This window comes from Streptomyces hygroscopicus subsp. hygroscopicus (assembly GCF_001553455.1).
Classification (GTDB): Bacteria; Actinomycetota; Actinomycetes; order Streptomycetales; family Streptomycetaceae; genus Streptomyces; species Streptomyces hygroscopicus.
The window spans coordinates 1-16,580 of the sequence record NZ_BBOX01000015.1 but is presented as its reverse complement, the minus strand read 5'-3'; the positions used below and the strand labels follow the sequence as shown (position 1 = coordinate 16,580).

Below are 16,580 nucleotides of genomic sequence, written 5' to 3'. Positions count from 1 at the left end.
AGCCTGTGCGGCCGTAGGGCCGCCCGGGAAGCGCATGCGAACGAGCCCCGTCCGGATACGGACGGGGCTCGCTCGTGCTCACTTTCTACGGTGTCTCACGGTTGTGCCGGTGTTGCCCGGGTTGTCTCAGTGCTGCCCGGCGCGACGCTTCCGGACCGCGAACGCCAATGCCGCGCCGGTACCGAGCAGCAGGGCACTGAGGGAGGCGATCTTCACCATGCCGGACGTACCCGTGTGGGCCAGTGAACCTGAACCTGAATCTGAGCCCGAGCCGGTCTGGGGGATCGGCTTGTTGGGCACGGACCCGGCCGGAATGGCCCCGGGCGGTGCGGATCCGGGCGGCACCGACCCGGGCGGCTCAGGGGTCGGCGACTCGGACGACGGCGGCGGGGTGGTCGGAGGCGTCGTCGCCGGCGGCTCCTCCTTGGGGATGTACACGCCCGCGTCGATCGTGTGATCCACCCCTCCTGGCTTTTCGGGCGCCGTGACAGGTGCGTAGCCGTTGCACAGCCGCCCGGTCTTCGGCGGGGTCACGTTCGAGTCGTGTGCCCGGTTGGCACCGGCCCGGGGGAGGGTGAACCGCAGCTCGTCGGCCGTCGGCTGGGTCGGCACATCGCTGGTGTCCGCGGTGCACACATTGAACTGCACCGTGTACTTCGCGCCCGGCGTCAGCTCGTACTCGGCGCCGACTCCGCCGAAGTAGTACTCGCCGGCGGCGTCGGTCTTGGTCGTGGCGACCTGCTTGCCGCTCTCGTCCAGCAGGTTGACCGTCGCGTCCGGCAGCGGTACCTCATTGACGCCCTCGGGATCCTGGATCCCGTTGTGGTCGCCGTCGAACCACACCCGGTTGCCGATCTGGATCGGCGCGTTCGCCGCCTCATAGGCGACATCGCCCAGCCCGCCGGCCTTGCCGAACGCGCTCTGTGCCTGACTGACGAACTGGTACCCGTTGGCGGTCGGAGCGTTGCCCGGGCCCTGACCGGTCGTGACGTCGTAGTAACCGGTCCCGGAGGTGGCCACGTTGACGACCGGGTCGAACTCCGTGCTGATGACCCACTGCTGCTGCGGAATGTAGGCCACCGACCCCAGCGCGGTCTCCGCGTGAACTCCGTTGCCGTAGAAGTCGCCCGGGAAGTACTCGACGACACTTGGGTCCTCGCCGCCATCGGTGGCGGGGTCGGCGTGGTTGGGGCAGTCCCCGGTGCCTTCCCACGCGTACCCACCGGTGGGAGTGGCGCAGGCCATGTTGATGTCGCCGCCGGCCATGCCGCTTTCGGGGTCGTTGTTGTCCGGCCTCGGGTCCAGTCCGCCCCAGGCCACGACGTCCATGAACCGGTCGCGGAAACCGAGGATCATCGAACCGTCGCGGGTGAAGGCGAGGGAGGCGAGCTCCGGCTGCGGATCGATGAAGACGTTGCCCACCTTCCGCGTGTCCCACGTGTCCAGGGAGGTGTTCCACGGGTTCCAGTGGGTGGCCTGGTCGACGTCGTTGGAACCGAAGACGGAGCCGCGCTTGGCGGTGAGCGGCTGGGTCAGCACCGTGTCGAACCGCGACCCGTCGTAGGTGTAGACGACGGCCTTCAGGTCTTCCCGCTTCTGTGTGCTCTCTGCGCTGCACACACCGCCCACGTACAGCTTGTTGTCGTGGGCCTGAAGACCGAACGGCCGCCAGTCGCCGGAGCTCGCGCACCCCGGGTCCGGGATGCGCACCGTCGCCTTGGGCGCGGACGCGGTGGTCCCGGTCGCGTCGAAGCTGACCAGGCTCCGGGTCAGCAGGTTCACCGCGTAGAGCGTCGAGCCGTCCTCGGACAGGGCCAGGCCGCCGATGCTTTCCTTGCCCGGCGCGTCGGTGAACCCGGCGTCCTTGATCATGTTGCTGCCGTCGTGCGGCGTCTCCGCGGCGCCCGGCACCTTCGCGAACAGGGTCGGCGCGCCGCCGCCGTTGGTCGGCGTGGTGTAGATCGCGTCACCGCCCTCCGGCCCGTACGGGGTGTACCGCCGGGCGAACGCGCCCTGGAACATCCGCTGCTTGTACTTGTCGTAGGCCAGCGCGAACGTCGTGCCCACCTGGTCCTGCGTGTTGAGGACGGTCGGGCACTCCGCGTCGCCGGGACACGTACCTCGTTTGTCCGTCCCGAACGCCACGAGTGCCCGGGTGTCATTCCCGCCGGCGCCGTTCTGGATCGGTACGAAATACCGGGTCTCCGGCAGGGCGTAGTCGGCCGGGTCCCAGACCCCCGTGATCACCGAGTCGTCCTTGCCGTCCGACACGTCCACGAACGTGGTGAAGCTGTCGAAGTGGTTTTCCGCCGTCGAGGCCGGTGCCGCCTGCAGATAATCCCGGTACGGCGACGGAATGGTGACATCGACGCGGTACTGGCCGCCGGTCAGCTCGGTCGACTGCGCGACCACCACCTTTCCGGTGGCGTCCGTGGTGCCGGTGACCCGATGGCCGTCAGGGTCGGTTACCGCGACCTTCATGCCCCGCTGCGGCACATCCATGGTCGTGTTGATCACGCCGGTGCCGAAGAAATCCCTCAGCACCTGGACGGTCAATGTTCCGTCGCCGGCCGCGGCGGTGGCGGTCCCGGCCGTCGCCCCCATGGCGCTGCCCGCCAGCAGGAAAACGGATAAGCCCGCCCGTGCCAGTGGGCCGGTACGTTTCCCGGCTGGTCGGTGTGCGCTTCTTGCCACTCTTCTCACAGCCATAACGCTCCCCTCGTCATGTGAACCGAACACCCGCTCGGTAGTTGCACGTCCGCTTCCCGACCCGGGTGACACTCCGGCCATGAAAAAACGCCCACCGCTGTTTCGGTGGGCCCTTTTCCTTATTGTCCTGGGGAATTGACGCGGAGTCCACCGCGCGTGACGGCGGCCGTGAGGATCCGCGTATCGTGACTGGATCGGGAGTCCGGTCGTTCGTGGTCATCTTGGCGGATGCGGCGAATTCAGGGAGTCGGAAATGCCTTCCCCAGGCCAGTCGCACTCGTCCTCGCTTCCCCTTGGCTTCGAACGCCTATCGGAGTCGCTCTTTCAGACAAGAGTCTGAATAGTCGTCCTGAACCGTCCCACCAGGGACGATACTGTACCGGGTGCGCGCCAAGATCGGGGGGAGCAGGGGATGAATGGTCGGAAAGTGTTAGCAATGCGCCGTGTGAGGGGTGCCAAGCAGGGTTTCCCACGGCGCGCGGCGGCCCGGCGCCGGTGGCCGCGGGCGCGCTGGGTGGCGGCCGCCATCGGCGGGGTGGCCGTCGCGGTGGCCACGGTCCTGGTCCTCGACAGCGGCTCCGACTCCACCGGTCCCAGGGCCTTGACCTCGGACCAGGCCAACCTTCTGGCGGTCACGCGGTTCCGCAACTACCAGGCGGGCGGGCGCGCCGTGACGATCGATGTACCGGGCACCGCCGGCGGGCTGACCATCACCGGATCCATCGACTACCGCGGCGGGAGGGGCTACGGCGCGGTGCGCGGCACCGGGCGCGACACCTCCAGCGACGGGCTGATCGCGTGGACGGCCACCACCGTGTCGGTCCACCCGATGGCGAACCCTCCGGCGAAGGCCCCGGCACGGCCGCCGGAGTCGGGCTGGTACAACCGTCCGCTGCAGAGGTACGGCAGTTCGCTGGACAGCACGCTGTCCATCGCGCTGAAGCTGGGCAGCGACCGGCCGGACAACGCCGAACTGCTGCCGCAGAACGGTGCCGCCTGGGTGGGCCGGGACCGGTTGGACGGCCATCGGGTGGACATCATGACCGGGCCGAGCGCCCGTGCCACGTCCGGTGCCGCCCCGAGTACCGACCCGAGCGACGTGCGCTACTGGATCGGCTCGGACGGCACCATGTACCGGGTGCGCGTCGGCGTCGCGTCCGCGTCGCAGCCGGTGGTCATCGATTTCGACACCCACAGGTACGTGCCGGTCCGGCCGGTACCCGGACTCACCCCGGCGCGCTAGTAGGGTCGGGGACTGGAAACGGAGCGGAAGCCACCGCGCCAGTCCCCGACCCTACTAGCCGCCGCTCAGGACGTCCGCACCCGCGCGTCCGCGGCGAGCAGCGACGCCGGCGGCAGCGGGATGTCCGCCGCGTCCGGGAGCGCCGGAACGGCCGGAACGGCGGTCGCGCCCGTGGTGGTGGCGTGCGGGAACTGCGGCTGTCGCGGAGGCGCTGCCACTTCGGTGAACGGGATGCCGCCGGGCGCCGTCGGCTTCGCCCAGGTGCCGGACGGCGAGGAGGACCGGGCGGGACGCGGGCAGGACGCGGTGGTCGCGAGTCGGGCGGGCACCGTCTTCCGCAGATCGTTGCCGCGCAGGCAGTTGCCCCGGCCCCGGGTGGCGGTGGGGAACGTCCAGCCGACGTCAACGCCGTTGGCGGCGAAGGTGTTGTCCAGGATCCGGTTGCCGTCCGGCGCTATGTCGGTGGTCGCGGTGATCATCAGCCCGGCGTTGCTGTTGCCGGTGACGCGGTTGCGGAGGAACTGGTTGTGGGTGCCGCCGTCGACGCCGATGCCGATGCCCCACCCGCCGTCGGCCTGCTGCGGGGTGGCCGCCTGCTGGTTGGCCGCGACCAGGTTGCCCGCGATGACGGCGTCCCGCTGCGGGAGCAACTTCTCCTGGTGGTCGGAGTTGGTGGTGAGCCCGACCCGGTTGCCGACCAGGCGGTTGCCGACCACGTACATGTCGCCGCCGGCGTTGGTGCCCTCATAGCCGACCGCGTTGAGTTCCGCGATGTTGTCCCGCACCACGATGTGACAGGGCTTGCACTGTCCCACGTAGATCCCCGAGTCGGCGGCGCCCGATGCGTACGAGTGCTCGATGACACCGTTCTGCGCGGAGAACGCGTAGATGCCGTACAGCCCGTTGCGGGTCGCGGTCACGTGGGAGACCAGGAACGACTTCAGGAAGGTGACGGGCTCGTCGCCGGTGTCGTAGCCGCCGGACTGCCCCGGCATTCCGGCGGCCGCCTTCGCCGAACCGGTGACCAGGACCCCGTTCTGGGTGTTGTTCCGCACGGTCAGGTTCTCCACGGCCACCCCGGGGGCGGCGACGACGACGCCGTTCGGCTGCGTCAGGCGCCCGTCGATGACGACCTTGTGCCGGGACGCGCCGCGAAGGGTGACGCCCTTGGTGGAAATCTTCACCGACTCGTGGTACACGCCCGGCGCGACCAGGACGAGATCGCCGGGCTTGGCCAGGGACACCGCGGCCGAGATGGTCGGGGCGTCGGCCGGCACATTGATCGTCACATGCGTCCCCGACGGCCGCCGGCCGTCGTCCGGTCCGTCATCGTCCGCGCCGCAACCGGCCAGGACCGGGGCCAGAGTTCCGAGCACCGCGGCCATCAGGCGAAGACGGAGACGAGGCATGGCCTCATCCTGGCACGGACGCTGACGGAGTCGCAGGCTCCGGAAGGGATATGGCACAGTTCACACTGTGCGCCAAGCCGATTCCCGTCCGTCACGCCGCGCGTTCCTCGGTACCACCGGTGCCGTGACCGCCGTCGGCCTCTCCGCCGGATGCCAATCGCGGTCCGACCGGCCGGACCGGTCCGAGGCCCCCGCGCCGGCCCCGTCCGTGTCCCCGACCGGCCGGTACCAGGCGGGCATCACGCTGCCGCAGCCCGCCCAGCGGAGCCTGCTGGCCGTGGTGGCCGACCTGGCCGACGGCGTGTCCGTCCGCCGGTTGCTGGCCGAGCTCGGCGAGGCCATCCGTGCCCTCACCACCGGGACCGACGCGCGCCTGATGGGCCTGGAGCCGGGCGATCTGACCGTGACGGTCGGGGTGGGTCCCCGGCTGGTGCGCCGGGTCGATCCCGCCCTGCCCGGTGCGGAGGACCTGCCACGGTTCTCCCGCGAGCGGATAGCCCCCCGGGCGCGCGGCGGCGACCTGCTGATACAGATCTGCGCCGGTGACGCCCTGGTGGTGCCGGCCGTGGCCGCCGCGCTTCTGGAGCGGGCCGGTGACCGGATACGCGAACGCTGGCGGCAGTCCGGGAGCCGCGGTGCCAACGTGCCGGTGGAACGGGGCGTTTCCGCGCCGCGCAACCTCTTCGGTTTCGTCGACGGCATCGTGGGCCCCCACACGAAGGCCGAACAACAACGCCACCTGTGGCTGGCCGGGCCGGCTCCCGTCGCCGGCGGCACCCTCGCCGTCCTGCGACGCATGGAACTCGACCTGCCGCGGTTCGCCAGGCTGTCCGTCGCCGAGCAGGAAGCGGTCTTCGGGCGGCGCCGAGCCACCGGTGTGCCCCTCTCCGGCGGCACCATCGCCTCGGGCCCGGACCTCGGCGCCAAGACGCCGGACGGACGCTATCTCGTCCCGGCCGACGCCCACGCCCGCAGAGCGCACTCCGCCGTGGTCGGCGTCGGCCTCATGCTCCGCCGCTCCTACAGCTTCGACCAGCCCGCTCCCGGACTGCTCTTCATCAGCTTCCAGAACGACATACGGACCTTCACCAACACCCTGACCCGGATGGACGCTTCCGACGCCCTGCTGCCCTACACGACCACCACCGCCAGCGCGACCTTCCTGATCCTCCCCGGCTTCGACGCACAACACCCGCTCGGTTCCCGGCTCTTCCGCTGAACGGGCCGGCCGCCCCGGTACCGCCCCGGTACCGCCCCGGCGAGCTGATCAGGCGTGGCGGGCCGCACCGTCCGCCGCGTCCGGGCCGGGCCGCTGGTCCGGGCTCGTCTCGTACAGCTCGTACCAGATGCATTTGCCGTCGCCGCGCGGATCGACCCCCCAGCTGTCGGCGAGCATCTCCATCAGCAGCAGTCCGCGCCCCGACGAGGCCAGCTCGCCCGGCCGCCGGCGGTGCGGCAGCTCATCGCTGCTGTCGGCGACGTCCAGCCGCAGCCGCCGGGACCCGCGCCGCCCGCTGACCTCGGCCACCAGCAGGGCGTCCCCGTCGGTGTGCACCAGGACGTTGGTGACCATCTCGGAGAGCATCAGCACCGCCGACTCCACCTGGTCGGGGTCGGCCCAGTCGTGCAGCATGTCGCGCAGCTGCCGGCGGGCGCCCGCTATGCGCTCCGGCTCCGCCTGCGCGACCGTGACCGCCGTCCGCCGCACCGGCGCCGAACCGGGGCCGACCAGGCACACCTCCGCTTCCCGGCGGATCAGCAGCAGGGCTATGTCGTCCTCGCGCCGGTCCGCGAGCGGTCCGGTGGTGTGGTGGGAGGGCGGCCCGTGCACCGCCTGCACCAGGGCCTCGGCGAGGGCCTCCAGATCGTCGGGGCCCTCGCTCCCGGCGGCGGCCCGCTCGAAGGCCGCCCGGATCCGCTTCCAGCCGGTCTCCAGGTCGTGGCCGCCGGTCTCGATCAGCCCGTCGGTGCACATCAGCAGCGTCTCACCGGGCTCCAGCACCGCGCGGGTGGTCGGGTAGTCGGTGTCCGGGTCGATGCCCAGCGGCAGCCCGCCCTCCGTGGGCCTGATCATCATGGTGCCGTCGGCGAGCCGGACCGCCGGGTCCGGGTGGCCCGCGCGGGCGATGTCCAGGGTGCCGGCGACCGGGTCCACCTCCATGTACAGACAGGTCGCGAACCTCGGGTCGTACCGGCCGTCCGGTCCTTCGGGCCCGGTCAGCCCGGCGAGGAAACGGGAGGCGCGGGAGAGCACCGCGTCGGGGTGGTGCCCCTCGGAGGCGTACGCCCGGACCGCGATCCTCAGCTGTCCCATGATCCCCGCGGCGCGCACATCGTGGCCCTGGACATCGCCGATCACCAGCGCGGTACGCCCCGAGGGCAGTCCGATCACGTCGTACCAGTCGCCGCCGACCTGCAGCCCGCCGCCGGTCGGCACATAGCGCGCGGCCACCGCCAGCCCCGGGATATCGGGCTTGCCGGCGGGCAGCATCGAGCGCTGGAGCCCGTCCGACAGCTCCCGCTCGGTCTCCTGGAGCGCGGCCCGGGACAGCGCCTGGGCCAGCATCCGCGCGATCGTGGTCAGCACCGAACGCTCATCGGGCGAGAACGACACCGGATAGGCGAATCCCGCCATCCACGCGCCGATGGTGCGGCCCGCGACGATCAGCGGCAGAAAGGCCCAGGACCGGCGGGTACGCGGCCGGTCCAGCGACCAGGCGGCCGGAAACCGGCCGCGGTACTCCTCCGGCGTGGGCAGATAGACCGCCCGGCCGGTGCGCACCACCTCGGCCGCCGGACAGTCGGTCTCCAGCGCCATGTCCTGAAAGGGGTGATCGGCGGCCTCCCGGGGCCCGTGGTGGCCGATCACCGAGATCCGGTCGCCCTGGACGCCGAAGACCGCGAGCCCGTCCGGGGAGAAGCCCGGCATGGACAGCCCCGCCGCGACCCGCAGCACCTCGGCGGTGGACATCGCCTCCGCCAGCGCCCGCCCCGCGTCCAGCAGGAACGCCTCGCGGTTGCGCCGCCAGTCGCCGGTGATCTGCGGGCCCACGGCCGAGGTGCCCGGCAGCGCCTCGGGGACCTCCTGGAGGATGCCGAGCAGGTAGTACCCGTCCTCCGGGCCGCCGCGGGGGATCGGGCGGGAGCGGGTGCGCACGGTCCGCAGTACGGTGCCCTTCTCGTCCACGATGCGCAGCCGGGCCTCGGCGAGGGTGCCCTCGGCGACCGCCAGCTCGACGATCGCCTTGATCTCCAGCCAGTCCGCGGGGTGGAAACAGGCGCGGGCGGCGGCCTCGGGAAGGGTGACGGCCTCGGCGGGGAGCCCCACCAGCCGGGCGGCCTCCGCGTCGTAGCTGACGGCGCCCGAGACGCTGTCCCAACGCCATAGGCCGGTCGCTATGGCGGCCAGCAGGTCCTCGGTGCGCATTGGCCCACCTTATGGGGATTTGCCAATCGCTTACCAGTGAGCGTCGCGGCGCCGGTAGGCTTGGCCGGAAGCCTTTCCGAGGGTACGCACGCCTCCCGATCGACACGACTTGGATGAATGATGCATCGGTACCGGTCCCACACCTGTGGTCAGCTCCGCGCCGCTGACGTCGGCACCGACGTCCGGCTCTCCGGCTGGCTCCACAATCGACGGAACCTGGGCGGCATCCTCTTCATCGATCTCCGTGACCACTACGGCCTGGTCCAGCTGGTGGTGCGGCCCGACACCCCCGCCAACGAGGTGCTGAGCTCCACGCCCAAGGAAACCGTCGTCCGGGTCGACGGCCGGGTCATCGCCCGCGGCGCGGAGAACGTCAACCCCGACCTGCCGACCGGCGAGATCGAGGTCGAGGTCACCGAGGTCGAGGTGCTCGGCGCCGCCGACCCGCTGCCCTTCACCGTCTTCCCCGAGGACGGGGTGGGCGAGGAGCGCCGGCTGGAGTACCGCTTCCTGGACCTGCGCCGTGAGCGCATGCACCGCAACATCATGCTGCGCTCCGCCGTGATCTCCGCCATCCGGCAGAAGATGACCGCGCAGGGGTTCAACGAGCTGGCGACCCCGATCCTGTCCGCCACCTCGCCGGAGGGCGCCCGGGACTTCCTGGTCCCCTCCCGGCTGCACGCGGGCAAGTTCTACGCGCTGCCGCAGGCGCCGCAGCAGTTCAAGCAGCTGCTGATGATCGCGGGCTTCGACCGCTACTTCCAGATCGCGCCCTGCTTCCGCGACGAGGACGCCCGCGCCGACCGCTCGCCGGGCGAGTTCTACCAGCTCGACGTCGAGATGAGCTTCGTCGAGCAGGAGGACGTCTTCGGCGTCATCGAGAAGGTCATGACCGAGCTCTTCGAGGAGTTCGGCGGCGGCCGCCATGTGACCTCGCCGTTCCCGCGGATCCCGTTCCGCGAGGCCATGCTGAAGTACGGCTCCGACAAGCCGGACCTGCGGGCCAAGCTGGAGCTGAGGGATGTCAGCCATGTCTTCGCCGGCTCCGGTTTCAAGGCGTTCGCGGACAAGCACGTCCGCGCGCTGGCCGTGCCGGACACCGCCGACCAGCCCCGGAAGTTCTTCGACCAGCTCGGCGAGTTCGCCGCCCTCCAGGGCGCCAAGGGGCTGGCCTGGGTCCGGATCGGCGAGGACTCCAAGCTGACCGGCCCGATCGCGAAGTTCCTCACCGATGAGGACGTCGAGAAGCTGATCGCCGAGGTCGAGGGCAAGCCCGGTACGTCGGTCTTCTTCGGCGCGGGTGAGTTCGACGAGGTCTCCAAGATCATGGGCGCGGTGCGGGTCGAGGCCGCCAAGCGGGCCGGCCACTTCGAGGAGAACGTCTTCCGCTTCTGCTGGATCGTGGACTTCCCGATGTTCGAGCGGAACGAGGACACCGGGCAGATCGAGTTCTCCCACAACCCCTTCTCCATGCCGCAGGGCGGCCTGGAGGCTCTGGAGACCAAGGACCCGCTGTCCATCCTGGCCTGGCAGTACGACATCGTCTGCAACGGCGTGGAGCTGTCCTCCGGCGCCATCCGGAACCACGAGCCGGAGGTCATGTACAAGGCGTTCGAGATCGCGGGCTACGGCCGGGAAGAGGTGGAGCGCGAGTTCGGCGGCATGCTGCGCGCGTTCCACTTCGGCGCCCCGCCGCACGGCGGTATCGCCCCTGGCGTCGACCGCATCGTGATGCTGCTGGCCGATGAGCCCAACATCCGCGAGACCATCGCCTTCCCGCTCAACGGCAACGCGCAGGACCTGCTGATGGGCGCGCCCAGCGAGGTGGACGAGGCCCGGCTGCGGGAGCTCCACCTGTCGCTGCGCAAGCCGCCGCAGATCAAGCAGGCCGGAAAGGCCGAGAAGGCCGAGAAGGCCGACGAGAAGTCGGCTGAGAAGGCGGCCGAGTAGGCGGCCGAGACGGCGGACGGAGCGGCGGAGAAGCCCGCCGGATAACCGGGGCCGACCAGTTCCCAGGCGGGGGCGTGCCGGACGGCGCGCCCCCGCCGCGTTGTGCGGATGGCCGCATGCCGCTCTTCCCACAGCGATTCACAGCCCGCACCCATGCGGTTGCCAGGTTGCCTCCCTAGCGTGCCCGGCCATGACCCCACAGCAGAGCAATGGCCCCGAGCCCTCGCAGCCCGAGTTCCAGGTCCGGTCCCAGGTCCAGTCCCAGTTCCAGTCTCAGCCCCGGCCGCGGGCCCAGCGGGACATGACCAGACGGCGGGCCGTGATGGCGGGCGGCGCGGCGGTCGCGGCGGTGGGCCTGGGAGCGGCCGTCGCCACCACCGCCTCGGCGGGCGAGACCTCCGCGTCCGCCGCCTCCGCCACCCCCTCGGCCGCCGCCTCCTCCCCGTCCGGGGAGGTCTGTTACCGGCTCACCTCGGAGACGACCGAGGGGCCGTACTACATCGACGCCGACAAGATCACTAAGGACATCACCGAGGACCGGGAGGGCATCCCGATGACCCTCCGCCTCAAAGTGATCGACTCCGAGAGCTGCAAGCCCCTGGCGAAGGCGGCCGTCGACATCTGGCACTGCGATGCGCTGGGGATCTACTCGGGCTACGAGAGCTCGAGCGGCGGCGGGGGCGGCACCCCGCCCACCGGCACCCCCACCGGCATCCCGCCCACCGGCAGCCCCACCGGGACGCCGCCCACCGACGCCCCGACGGGCGCCCCGACCGGTGCCCCGCCCGGCGGCGGCCACCAGGAGCCGACCGACGACGAACGGTACCTGCGCGGCACGCAGCTCACCGACCGGCACGGCTTCGTCGAGTTCACCACGGTCTTCCCCGGCTGGTACCGGGGCCGCTGTGTGCACATCCACACCAAGGTGCACGTCGGCGGCAAGCTGACCGACGCCGGTTACGAGGGCGGCCACACCTGCCACACCGGACAGCTCTTCTTCGCCGAGGAGGCGGTGCTCGCCGCGGCCGAAGTGGCTCCGTACAACACCAGCACCACCGAGCGCACCACCCTCGACGAGGACGGGATCTACCCCGGCAACGGCGCGCAGGGCGGGCTGCTGAACCTGACGTACCGCAAGGGGAGGATCGGTAAGGGCGTCGTCGGGAGCCTCACCCTGGGGGTCGACCCCGACGCGACCCACGACGGCACGGATCTGTGAAACCCCCGGGGTCAGAGCCTCCGGTCCACCCCGCACGGCGCGCCGCGGTCCGCGCGGGCGGCCCGGTGCACGGCGCGCAGCAGCCGCTTCGGGGTGGTCCGGTGCTGCCATAAGACGGCCCGCACGCCGTACTCCATCACCGCCATCAGCTCCGTCTCCCGCAACTCACCCGCGATCAGCACCACCCGCTGCCGACCGCCTCGCACCAGGCGGCGCAGCTCCGCCCCGGCGCGGTCGTCGAGGCGTTCGGCGAGCATGATGGCGACGGCGCCGCGGGGTTCGTCGCTGAGCGGGCGCGGCCGGTCGACCAGCTCGACGCTGGGCTGATGTTCCAGATGGCGTACGACCCCGGCCCGGCTGAGCGGGTCGGGGCCGTGGACCGTCACCGTGACACGTGCGTCCGGCACTGCGTTCCTCGATTTCCCGGCGGATGTGGACTCCACAGGGTCATCGAGGGGGCTAAACGAACGGTTGTCGGGCGATCAACGACCGCTCGGGCGCCGGGCCCGGACGGCTCCGGGCCCGGACGGCTCCGGGTTCGGATGGCGCCGGGCCCGGACGCTCCCGGTTCGGACGGCTCCGTGTCCGGACACTCCCGGTTCGGACGGCTCCGTGTCCGGACACTCCGGGTTCGCGTGGCGCCCGGCTCGGGCGCTCCGGGTTCGGACGGCGCCGGGTCCGGGCGCTCCGGGTTCGGACGCTCCGGGCCTTCCGAGTCCGGCGTCTTCCAGGTCCGGGGCGTTCGTGTCCGGGGTGTTCGGGTCCTCTAGGGCCGGGGTGCCCGGGCACCCCGGCCTTCCGGATCCGGGAGTGCCGGGGCCCGGGGGCTGGTTGTCCGGGGCGTCGTCCGGAGGCCGGGGCCCGAGGCCCGGGGGCTGGTTCTCCGGGTGTCGTCCGGAGGCCGAGGCCCGGGGGCCGGGGCCCGGGGCCCGGGGCCGGTTGTCCGGGGGCCGGGGCCGGGCCCTGGGTGTCCGCCTATGCGGCGCCGTTCTGCTCCGCGCCGCCGAAGCGCTGCCGGTAGGACTCCAGGTCCTCCTCGGTGATCTTGGCGAAGAGCACCGGGGGAACGGTGAAGGCCGTGCCCGCCGGGACCGACGCCAGCGCCTTCGCCTCCTCCCGGCCGACCCAGGTCGCGGTGTCCTCGCCCAGCGCGAACGCCGACCGCATGGCCCGCGCCGAGGCCGGGATGAACGGCTCGGAGACGATCGCGTAGAGGTGGATGAGGTTCATCGCGGTACGGAGGGTGAGGGCCGCGGCCTCCTGGTCGGACTTGATCTCCAGCCAGGGGGCCTTCTCCTCCAGGTAGGAGTTGCCCGCGCTCCACAGGGCGCGCAGCGCCGCCGCGGCCTTGCGGAACTGGAGCGCGTCCATGTGCTCCTCGTACTCCGCCAGCAGCCGCGCGATCTCCTCGCCCAGGCGCTCCTCCGCCTCCCCGGCGGCCTTACCGGCCGGGACCTCGTCGCCGAACCGCTTGCGGGAGAAGGACAGCACGCGGTTGACGAAGTTGCCGAGAGTGTCCGCCAGGTCCTTGTTGACGGTGGCGGTGAAGTGCTCCCAGGTGAAGGAGGTGTCGTCGGACTCCGGGGCGTTCGCCATCAGGAAGTAGCGCCAGTAGTCGGCGGGCAGCACCTCGAGCGCGGCGTCGGTGAACACCCCGCGCTTCTGGGAGGTGGAGAACTTCCCGCCGTAGTACGTCAGCCAGTTGAACGCCTTGACGTAGTCGACCTTCTTCCAGACGTCCCGGGTGCCGAGGAGGGTGGCCGGGAACATCACCGTGTGGAACGGGACGTTGTCCTTGGCCATGAACTCCGTGTAGCGGACCGACGCGTCCACGTCGTACCACCACGACTTCCAGTCGCGGTTCTCCGGGTCCTGGTCCGCCCACTCCTTCGTCGCTCCGATGTACTCGATCGGGGCGTCGAACCAGACGTAGAAGACCTTGCCCTCGGCGGCCAGGTCCGGCCAGGTGTCGGCCGGCACCGGTACGCCCCAGTCCAGGTCGCGGGTGATCGCCCGGTCCTGCAGCCCCTCGTTGAGCCACTTGCGCGCGATCGAGGAGGCCAGCGTCGGCCAGTGCTTGCCGTGCTCGTCGACCCAGGCGGCCACCTCGTCCGCCAGCTTGGACTGGAGCAGGAAGAGGTGCTTGGTCTCCCGGACCTCCAGATCGCTGCTGCCGCTGATCGCGGAGCGGGCGTCGATCAGATCGGTCGGGTCCAGTACCCGGGTGCAGTTCTCGCACTGGTCGCCACGGGCCTTGTCGTAGCCGCAGTGCGGGCAGGTGCCCTCGATGTAGCGGTCGGGGAGGAAGCGGCCGTCGGCGTTGGAGTACACCTGGCGGATCGAGCGCTCCTCGATGAACCCGTTCGCCTTCAGCTCACGCGCGATCGTCTGGGTGATCTGCACGTTCTGCGCGGAGGAGCTGCGGCCGAAGTAGTCGAAGGCGAGGCCGAAGCCGTCGTAGACCGCCTTCTGCGCGTCGTGCTGCTGGGCGCAGAACTCGTCGACCGGCAGCCCGGCCTCCTTGGCGGCCAGCTCGGCGGGGGTGCCGTGCTCATCGGTGGCACAGATGTAGAGGACGTCATGGCCGCGCTGGCGCATATAGCGGGAGTAGACGTCGGCCGGGAGCATGGACCCCACCATGTTGCCCAGGTGCTTGATCCCGTTGATGTAGGGAAGGGCGCTGGTGATGAGGTGTCGAGCCATTGCAGGCTGCTCCCGATTCGATACGGTAAGTGACTTTTGGCTCTACTGAGCCGCCCATATCGTATCCGAGTGACGGGGGCCACCCGCGCGGAGTTTCCGCGGCGGACGCGCGGTGTTCTCCGCGGCGGATGGCCCCGGTGCGCTGCGGGCTCCCTGGTTGTGGTGTGGGACGCCCTGATGGGGTGCGGGTCCCCGGGTTGTGGGTCCTGTGGGTTGTGGGTCCTGGGTTGCGGGCCGGGCCCCGGGCTGCGGGCCCCGGGTTGGGCTGCGGGGCGCCCGGGGCCTGTCCGGTGGTGCTGCGGGGCGCCGGTCAGCTCTGCTCGCGGGCGGCCAGCCAGCCCGGGAACTTCTTCAGGAGCTCCCCGTACAGCTCGGCGTCGGCGACCGTACGCGGGTCGAGACCGGCGTGGAAGAAGCCGGTGTTGTCGACCGCCCGCTTCTCCGGAACGGCGAGGGCGGGGGAGGTGTCGAGCTTGCGGAGGAAGTCGAACCCCTTCGCCTCCGGGTCCCCGAACGCCAGGAACTGCCAGAACAGCGGAAGCCCCGCCGCCTCGCACAGCGCCTTCTCGGCAGCGGTCTTGGCGGTGGGCGCACCGTCCGTCTGGAAGATCACGAACGCGGGGTCGGTGGTGCCGGACGCCTTGTAGTGCTCGATGACGGCGTTGACGGCGGTGTGGTAGTTCGTCCGCCCCATGTGCCCGAGCGCACCGTGCAGCTCCTCGATGCGGCCGGAGTGCTGGGACAGCTCGATCTCGGCGGTGCCGTCGATGTCGGTGGAGAAGAACACGACGGGCACGGTGCCGGAGGTGTCGAGGTGCGCGGACAGGGCGAGCGCCTGGTCGGCGAGATGCGACACGGTGCCGTCCTTGAAGTACCCGCGCATCGACCCGGACCGGTCCAGCACGAGGTACACCACGGCCCGCTGCCCGGCCAGCCCATGTGCCTGGATGGCCTCCCCCGCGGCGGTGTAGAACCCCACGAGGGCGGGGGCCCGCGCCTCGAGGTCGCCGAGCGCGATGGCGGCCGCCGACGCCGGTGCCTTGTCGTCGGGGGCCGTGGGGGTGGTGGGGGCTGCGGTTACTTCGGTTGTTGCGGTTGTTGCGGTTGCTTCGGTCTTGGGCGCGGTGGTGGTGGGTTCTTCGGCCTTCGTCTTGGGCGCGGTGGTGGTCGCGGTGGTGGCGGTGGAGGTGGCGGCTGCGACCGGTTCGGCCTCGGGCGCGGGGTTGTCCTCGGTCTGAGGCTCGGCCTGGGGCTGGGGCTGGGGCTGGGGAGTGGGGTCTGCGTCGGCTGTGACCGGCTGGGGCTCGGCGGCGGGGTCTGCGTCGGCTGCGGTCGGCTGGGCCTCGGCGGCGGGCTCCTCACCGTCTGCGGACGCGGTAGCGGTTTCCGGCTCGCGGTCGCCTTCGGTTTCGGCCTCCGGCTTGGTGTCGGTCTCCGGCTCCGGCTTGGCCTCTGCCTCAGCCTCGGTCTGAGGCTCGGCCTCCGGCTTCATCTCCGGCTTGGCGTCGGCCTCGGTAGCGGGCTCGGGGGCGGTGGCGTTCGTTTCCGGCGCGGTGGCGGTTTCCGCCTCCGCTTCGGTCGTCGGTTCCGCGTCGCTTGCCGTGGGGGGTACGGGGGCGCTCTCGGGCGCAGGCTCGGCCTCGTCGGCATCGGCCTGCGGCGCTGTGGCCTCGGCGGGCTCGTCGTCGGTCTTGACGTCGGCCGTGGTCGCGACGTCGGCCTCTGCCGCCGCCTCCGCCTCGGCTGCGGAGTTCTCTGCTGCCGCCTCGGTTTCAGGCTTGGGCTCGGCCTTCGGCTTGGCGTCTGCGCTCGCCTCGGTCGCTGGCTTGGTCGTCGGGTCCTCGGTGGCGGGCTCTCCGGCGTGTGTGGGTACGGCGGCGGTGTCCGGTTCGCGGTCGTCCTCGGCTTCGGCCTTCGGCT

The 16,580-nt window shown here is 71.3% G+C and carries 10 protein-coding genes; 4 read left to right on the top strand and 6 right to left on the bottom strand.

The genetic code is table 11. The features are described from left to right. Positions 1-126: 126 nt before the first annotated feature. Positions 127-2,604, bottom strand: a complete 2,478-nt coding sequence (locus tag AXW62_RS02800) for an SdrD B-like domain-containing protein (RefSeq protein WP_060943073.1) — start codon at positions 2,602-2,604, stop codon at positions 127-129. A 652-nt stretch (positions 2,605-3,256) separates the two neighbouring features. Here AXW62_RS02800 and AXW62_RS02795 point away from each other — a divergent pair. Beyond that, positions 3,257-3,952 (top strand): hypothetical protein, encoded by a 696-nt coding sequence (locus tag AXW62_RS02795; protein WP_060943085.1) that lies wholly within the window; start codon positions 3,257-3,259, stop codon positions 3,950-3,952. 65 nt (positions 3,953-4,017) lie between these two features. Here the strand turns inward: AXW62_RS02795 and AXW62_RS02790 are convergent, their stop codons facing one another. Beyond that, positions 4,018-5,361 carry a NosD domain-containing protein gene (locus tag AXW62_RS02790; protein WP_060943072.1) on the bottom strand — a complete coding sequence of 448 codons (1,344 nt, stop codon included), beginning with the start codon at positions 5,359-5,361 and terminating at the stop codon, positions 4,018-4,020. Between the two features lie 67 nt (positions 5,362-5,428). Here AXW62_RS02790 and AXW62_RS02785 point away from each other — a divergent pair, with 67 nt between their 5' ends. Then, complete coding sequence (locus AXW62_RS02785; protein ID WP_060943071.1) at positions 5,429-6,580, top strand: Dyp-type peroxidase; 1,152 nt, start codon at positions 5,429-5,431, stop codon at positions 6,578-6,580. A 48-nt stretch (positions 6,581-6,628) separates the two neighbouring features. On the opposite strand, the gene AXW62_RS02780 is transcribed toward AXW62_RS02785, so the two are convergent. Beyond that, positions 6,629-8,788 carry an ATP-binding SpoIIE family protein phosphatase gene (locus AXW62_RS02780; protein ID WP_060943070.1) on the bottom strand — a complete coding sequence of 720 codons (2,160 nt, stop codon included), beginning with the start codon at positions 8,786-8,788 and terminating at the stop codon, positions 6,629-6,631. A gap of 120 nt (positions 8,789-8,908) precedes the next feature. Between AXW62_RS02780 and aspS the strand changes: the two genes are divergently transcribed. Both aspS and AXW62_RS42370 read left to right on the top strand, forming a co-directional pair. Beyond that, complete coding sequence (gene aspS, locus AXW62_RS02775) at positions 8,909-10,738, top strand: aspartate--tRNA ligase (RefSeq protein ID WP_060943069.1); 1,830 nt, start codon at positions 8,909-8,911, stop codon at positions 10,736-10,738. A 301-nt stretch (positions 10,739-11,039) separates the two neighbouring features. Continuing rightward, positions 11,040-11,957, top strand: coding sequence for an intradiol ring-cleavage dioxygenase (locus AXW62_RS42370; RefSeq protein WP_060943084.1), 918 nt, complete (start codon positions 11,040-11,042; stop codon positions 11,955-11,957). An 11-nt stretch (positions 11,958-11,968) separates the two neighbouring features. Here AXW62_RS42370 and AXW62_RS02765 read toward each other — a convergent pair whose 3' ends face one another. The 3 genes from AXW62_RS02765 to AXW62_RS46580 all read right to left on the bottom strand — a co-directional run. Then, the gene (locus tag AXW62_RS02765) at positions 11,969-12,364 is read right to left on the bottom strand and encodes a hypothetical protein (protein ID WP_037647846.1); all 396 of its coding nucleotides are present in this window, start codon (positions 12,362-12,364) and stop codon (positions 11,969-11,971) included. A 568-nt stretch (positions 12,365-12,932) separates the two neighbouring features. Then, on the bottom strand, positions 12,933-14,660 hold the full coding sequence (metG, locus tag AXW62_RS02760; RefSeq protein ID WP_060943068.1) for a methionine--tRNA ligase: 1,728 nt from the start codon (positions 14,658-14,660) through the stop codon (positions 12,933-12,935). Positions 14,661-14,970: 310 nt separating this feature from the next. Continuing rightward, on the bottom strand, positions 14,971-16,580 hold a 1,610-nt coding region (locus AXW62_RS46580), incomplete at its 5' end, for a VWA domain-containing protein (protein WP_159060799.1).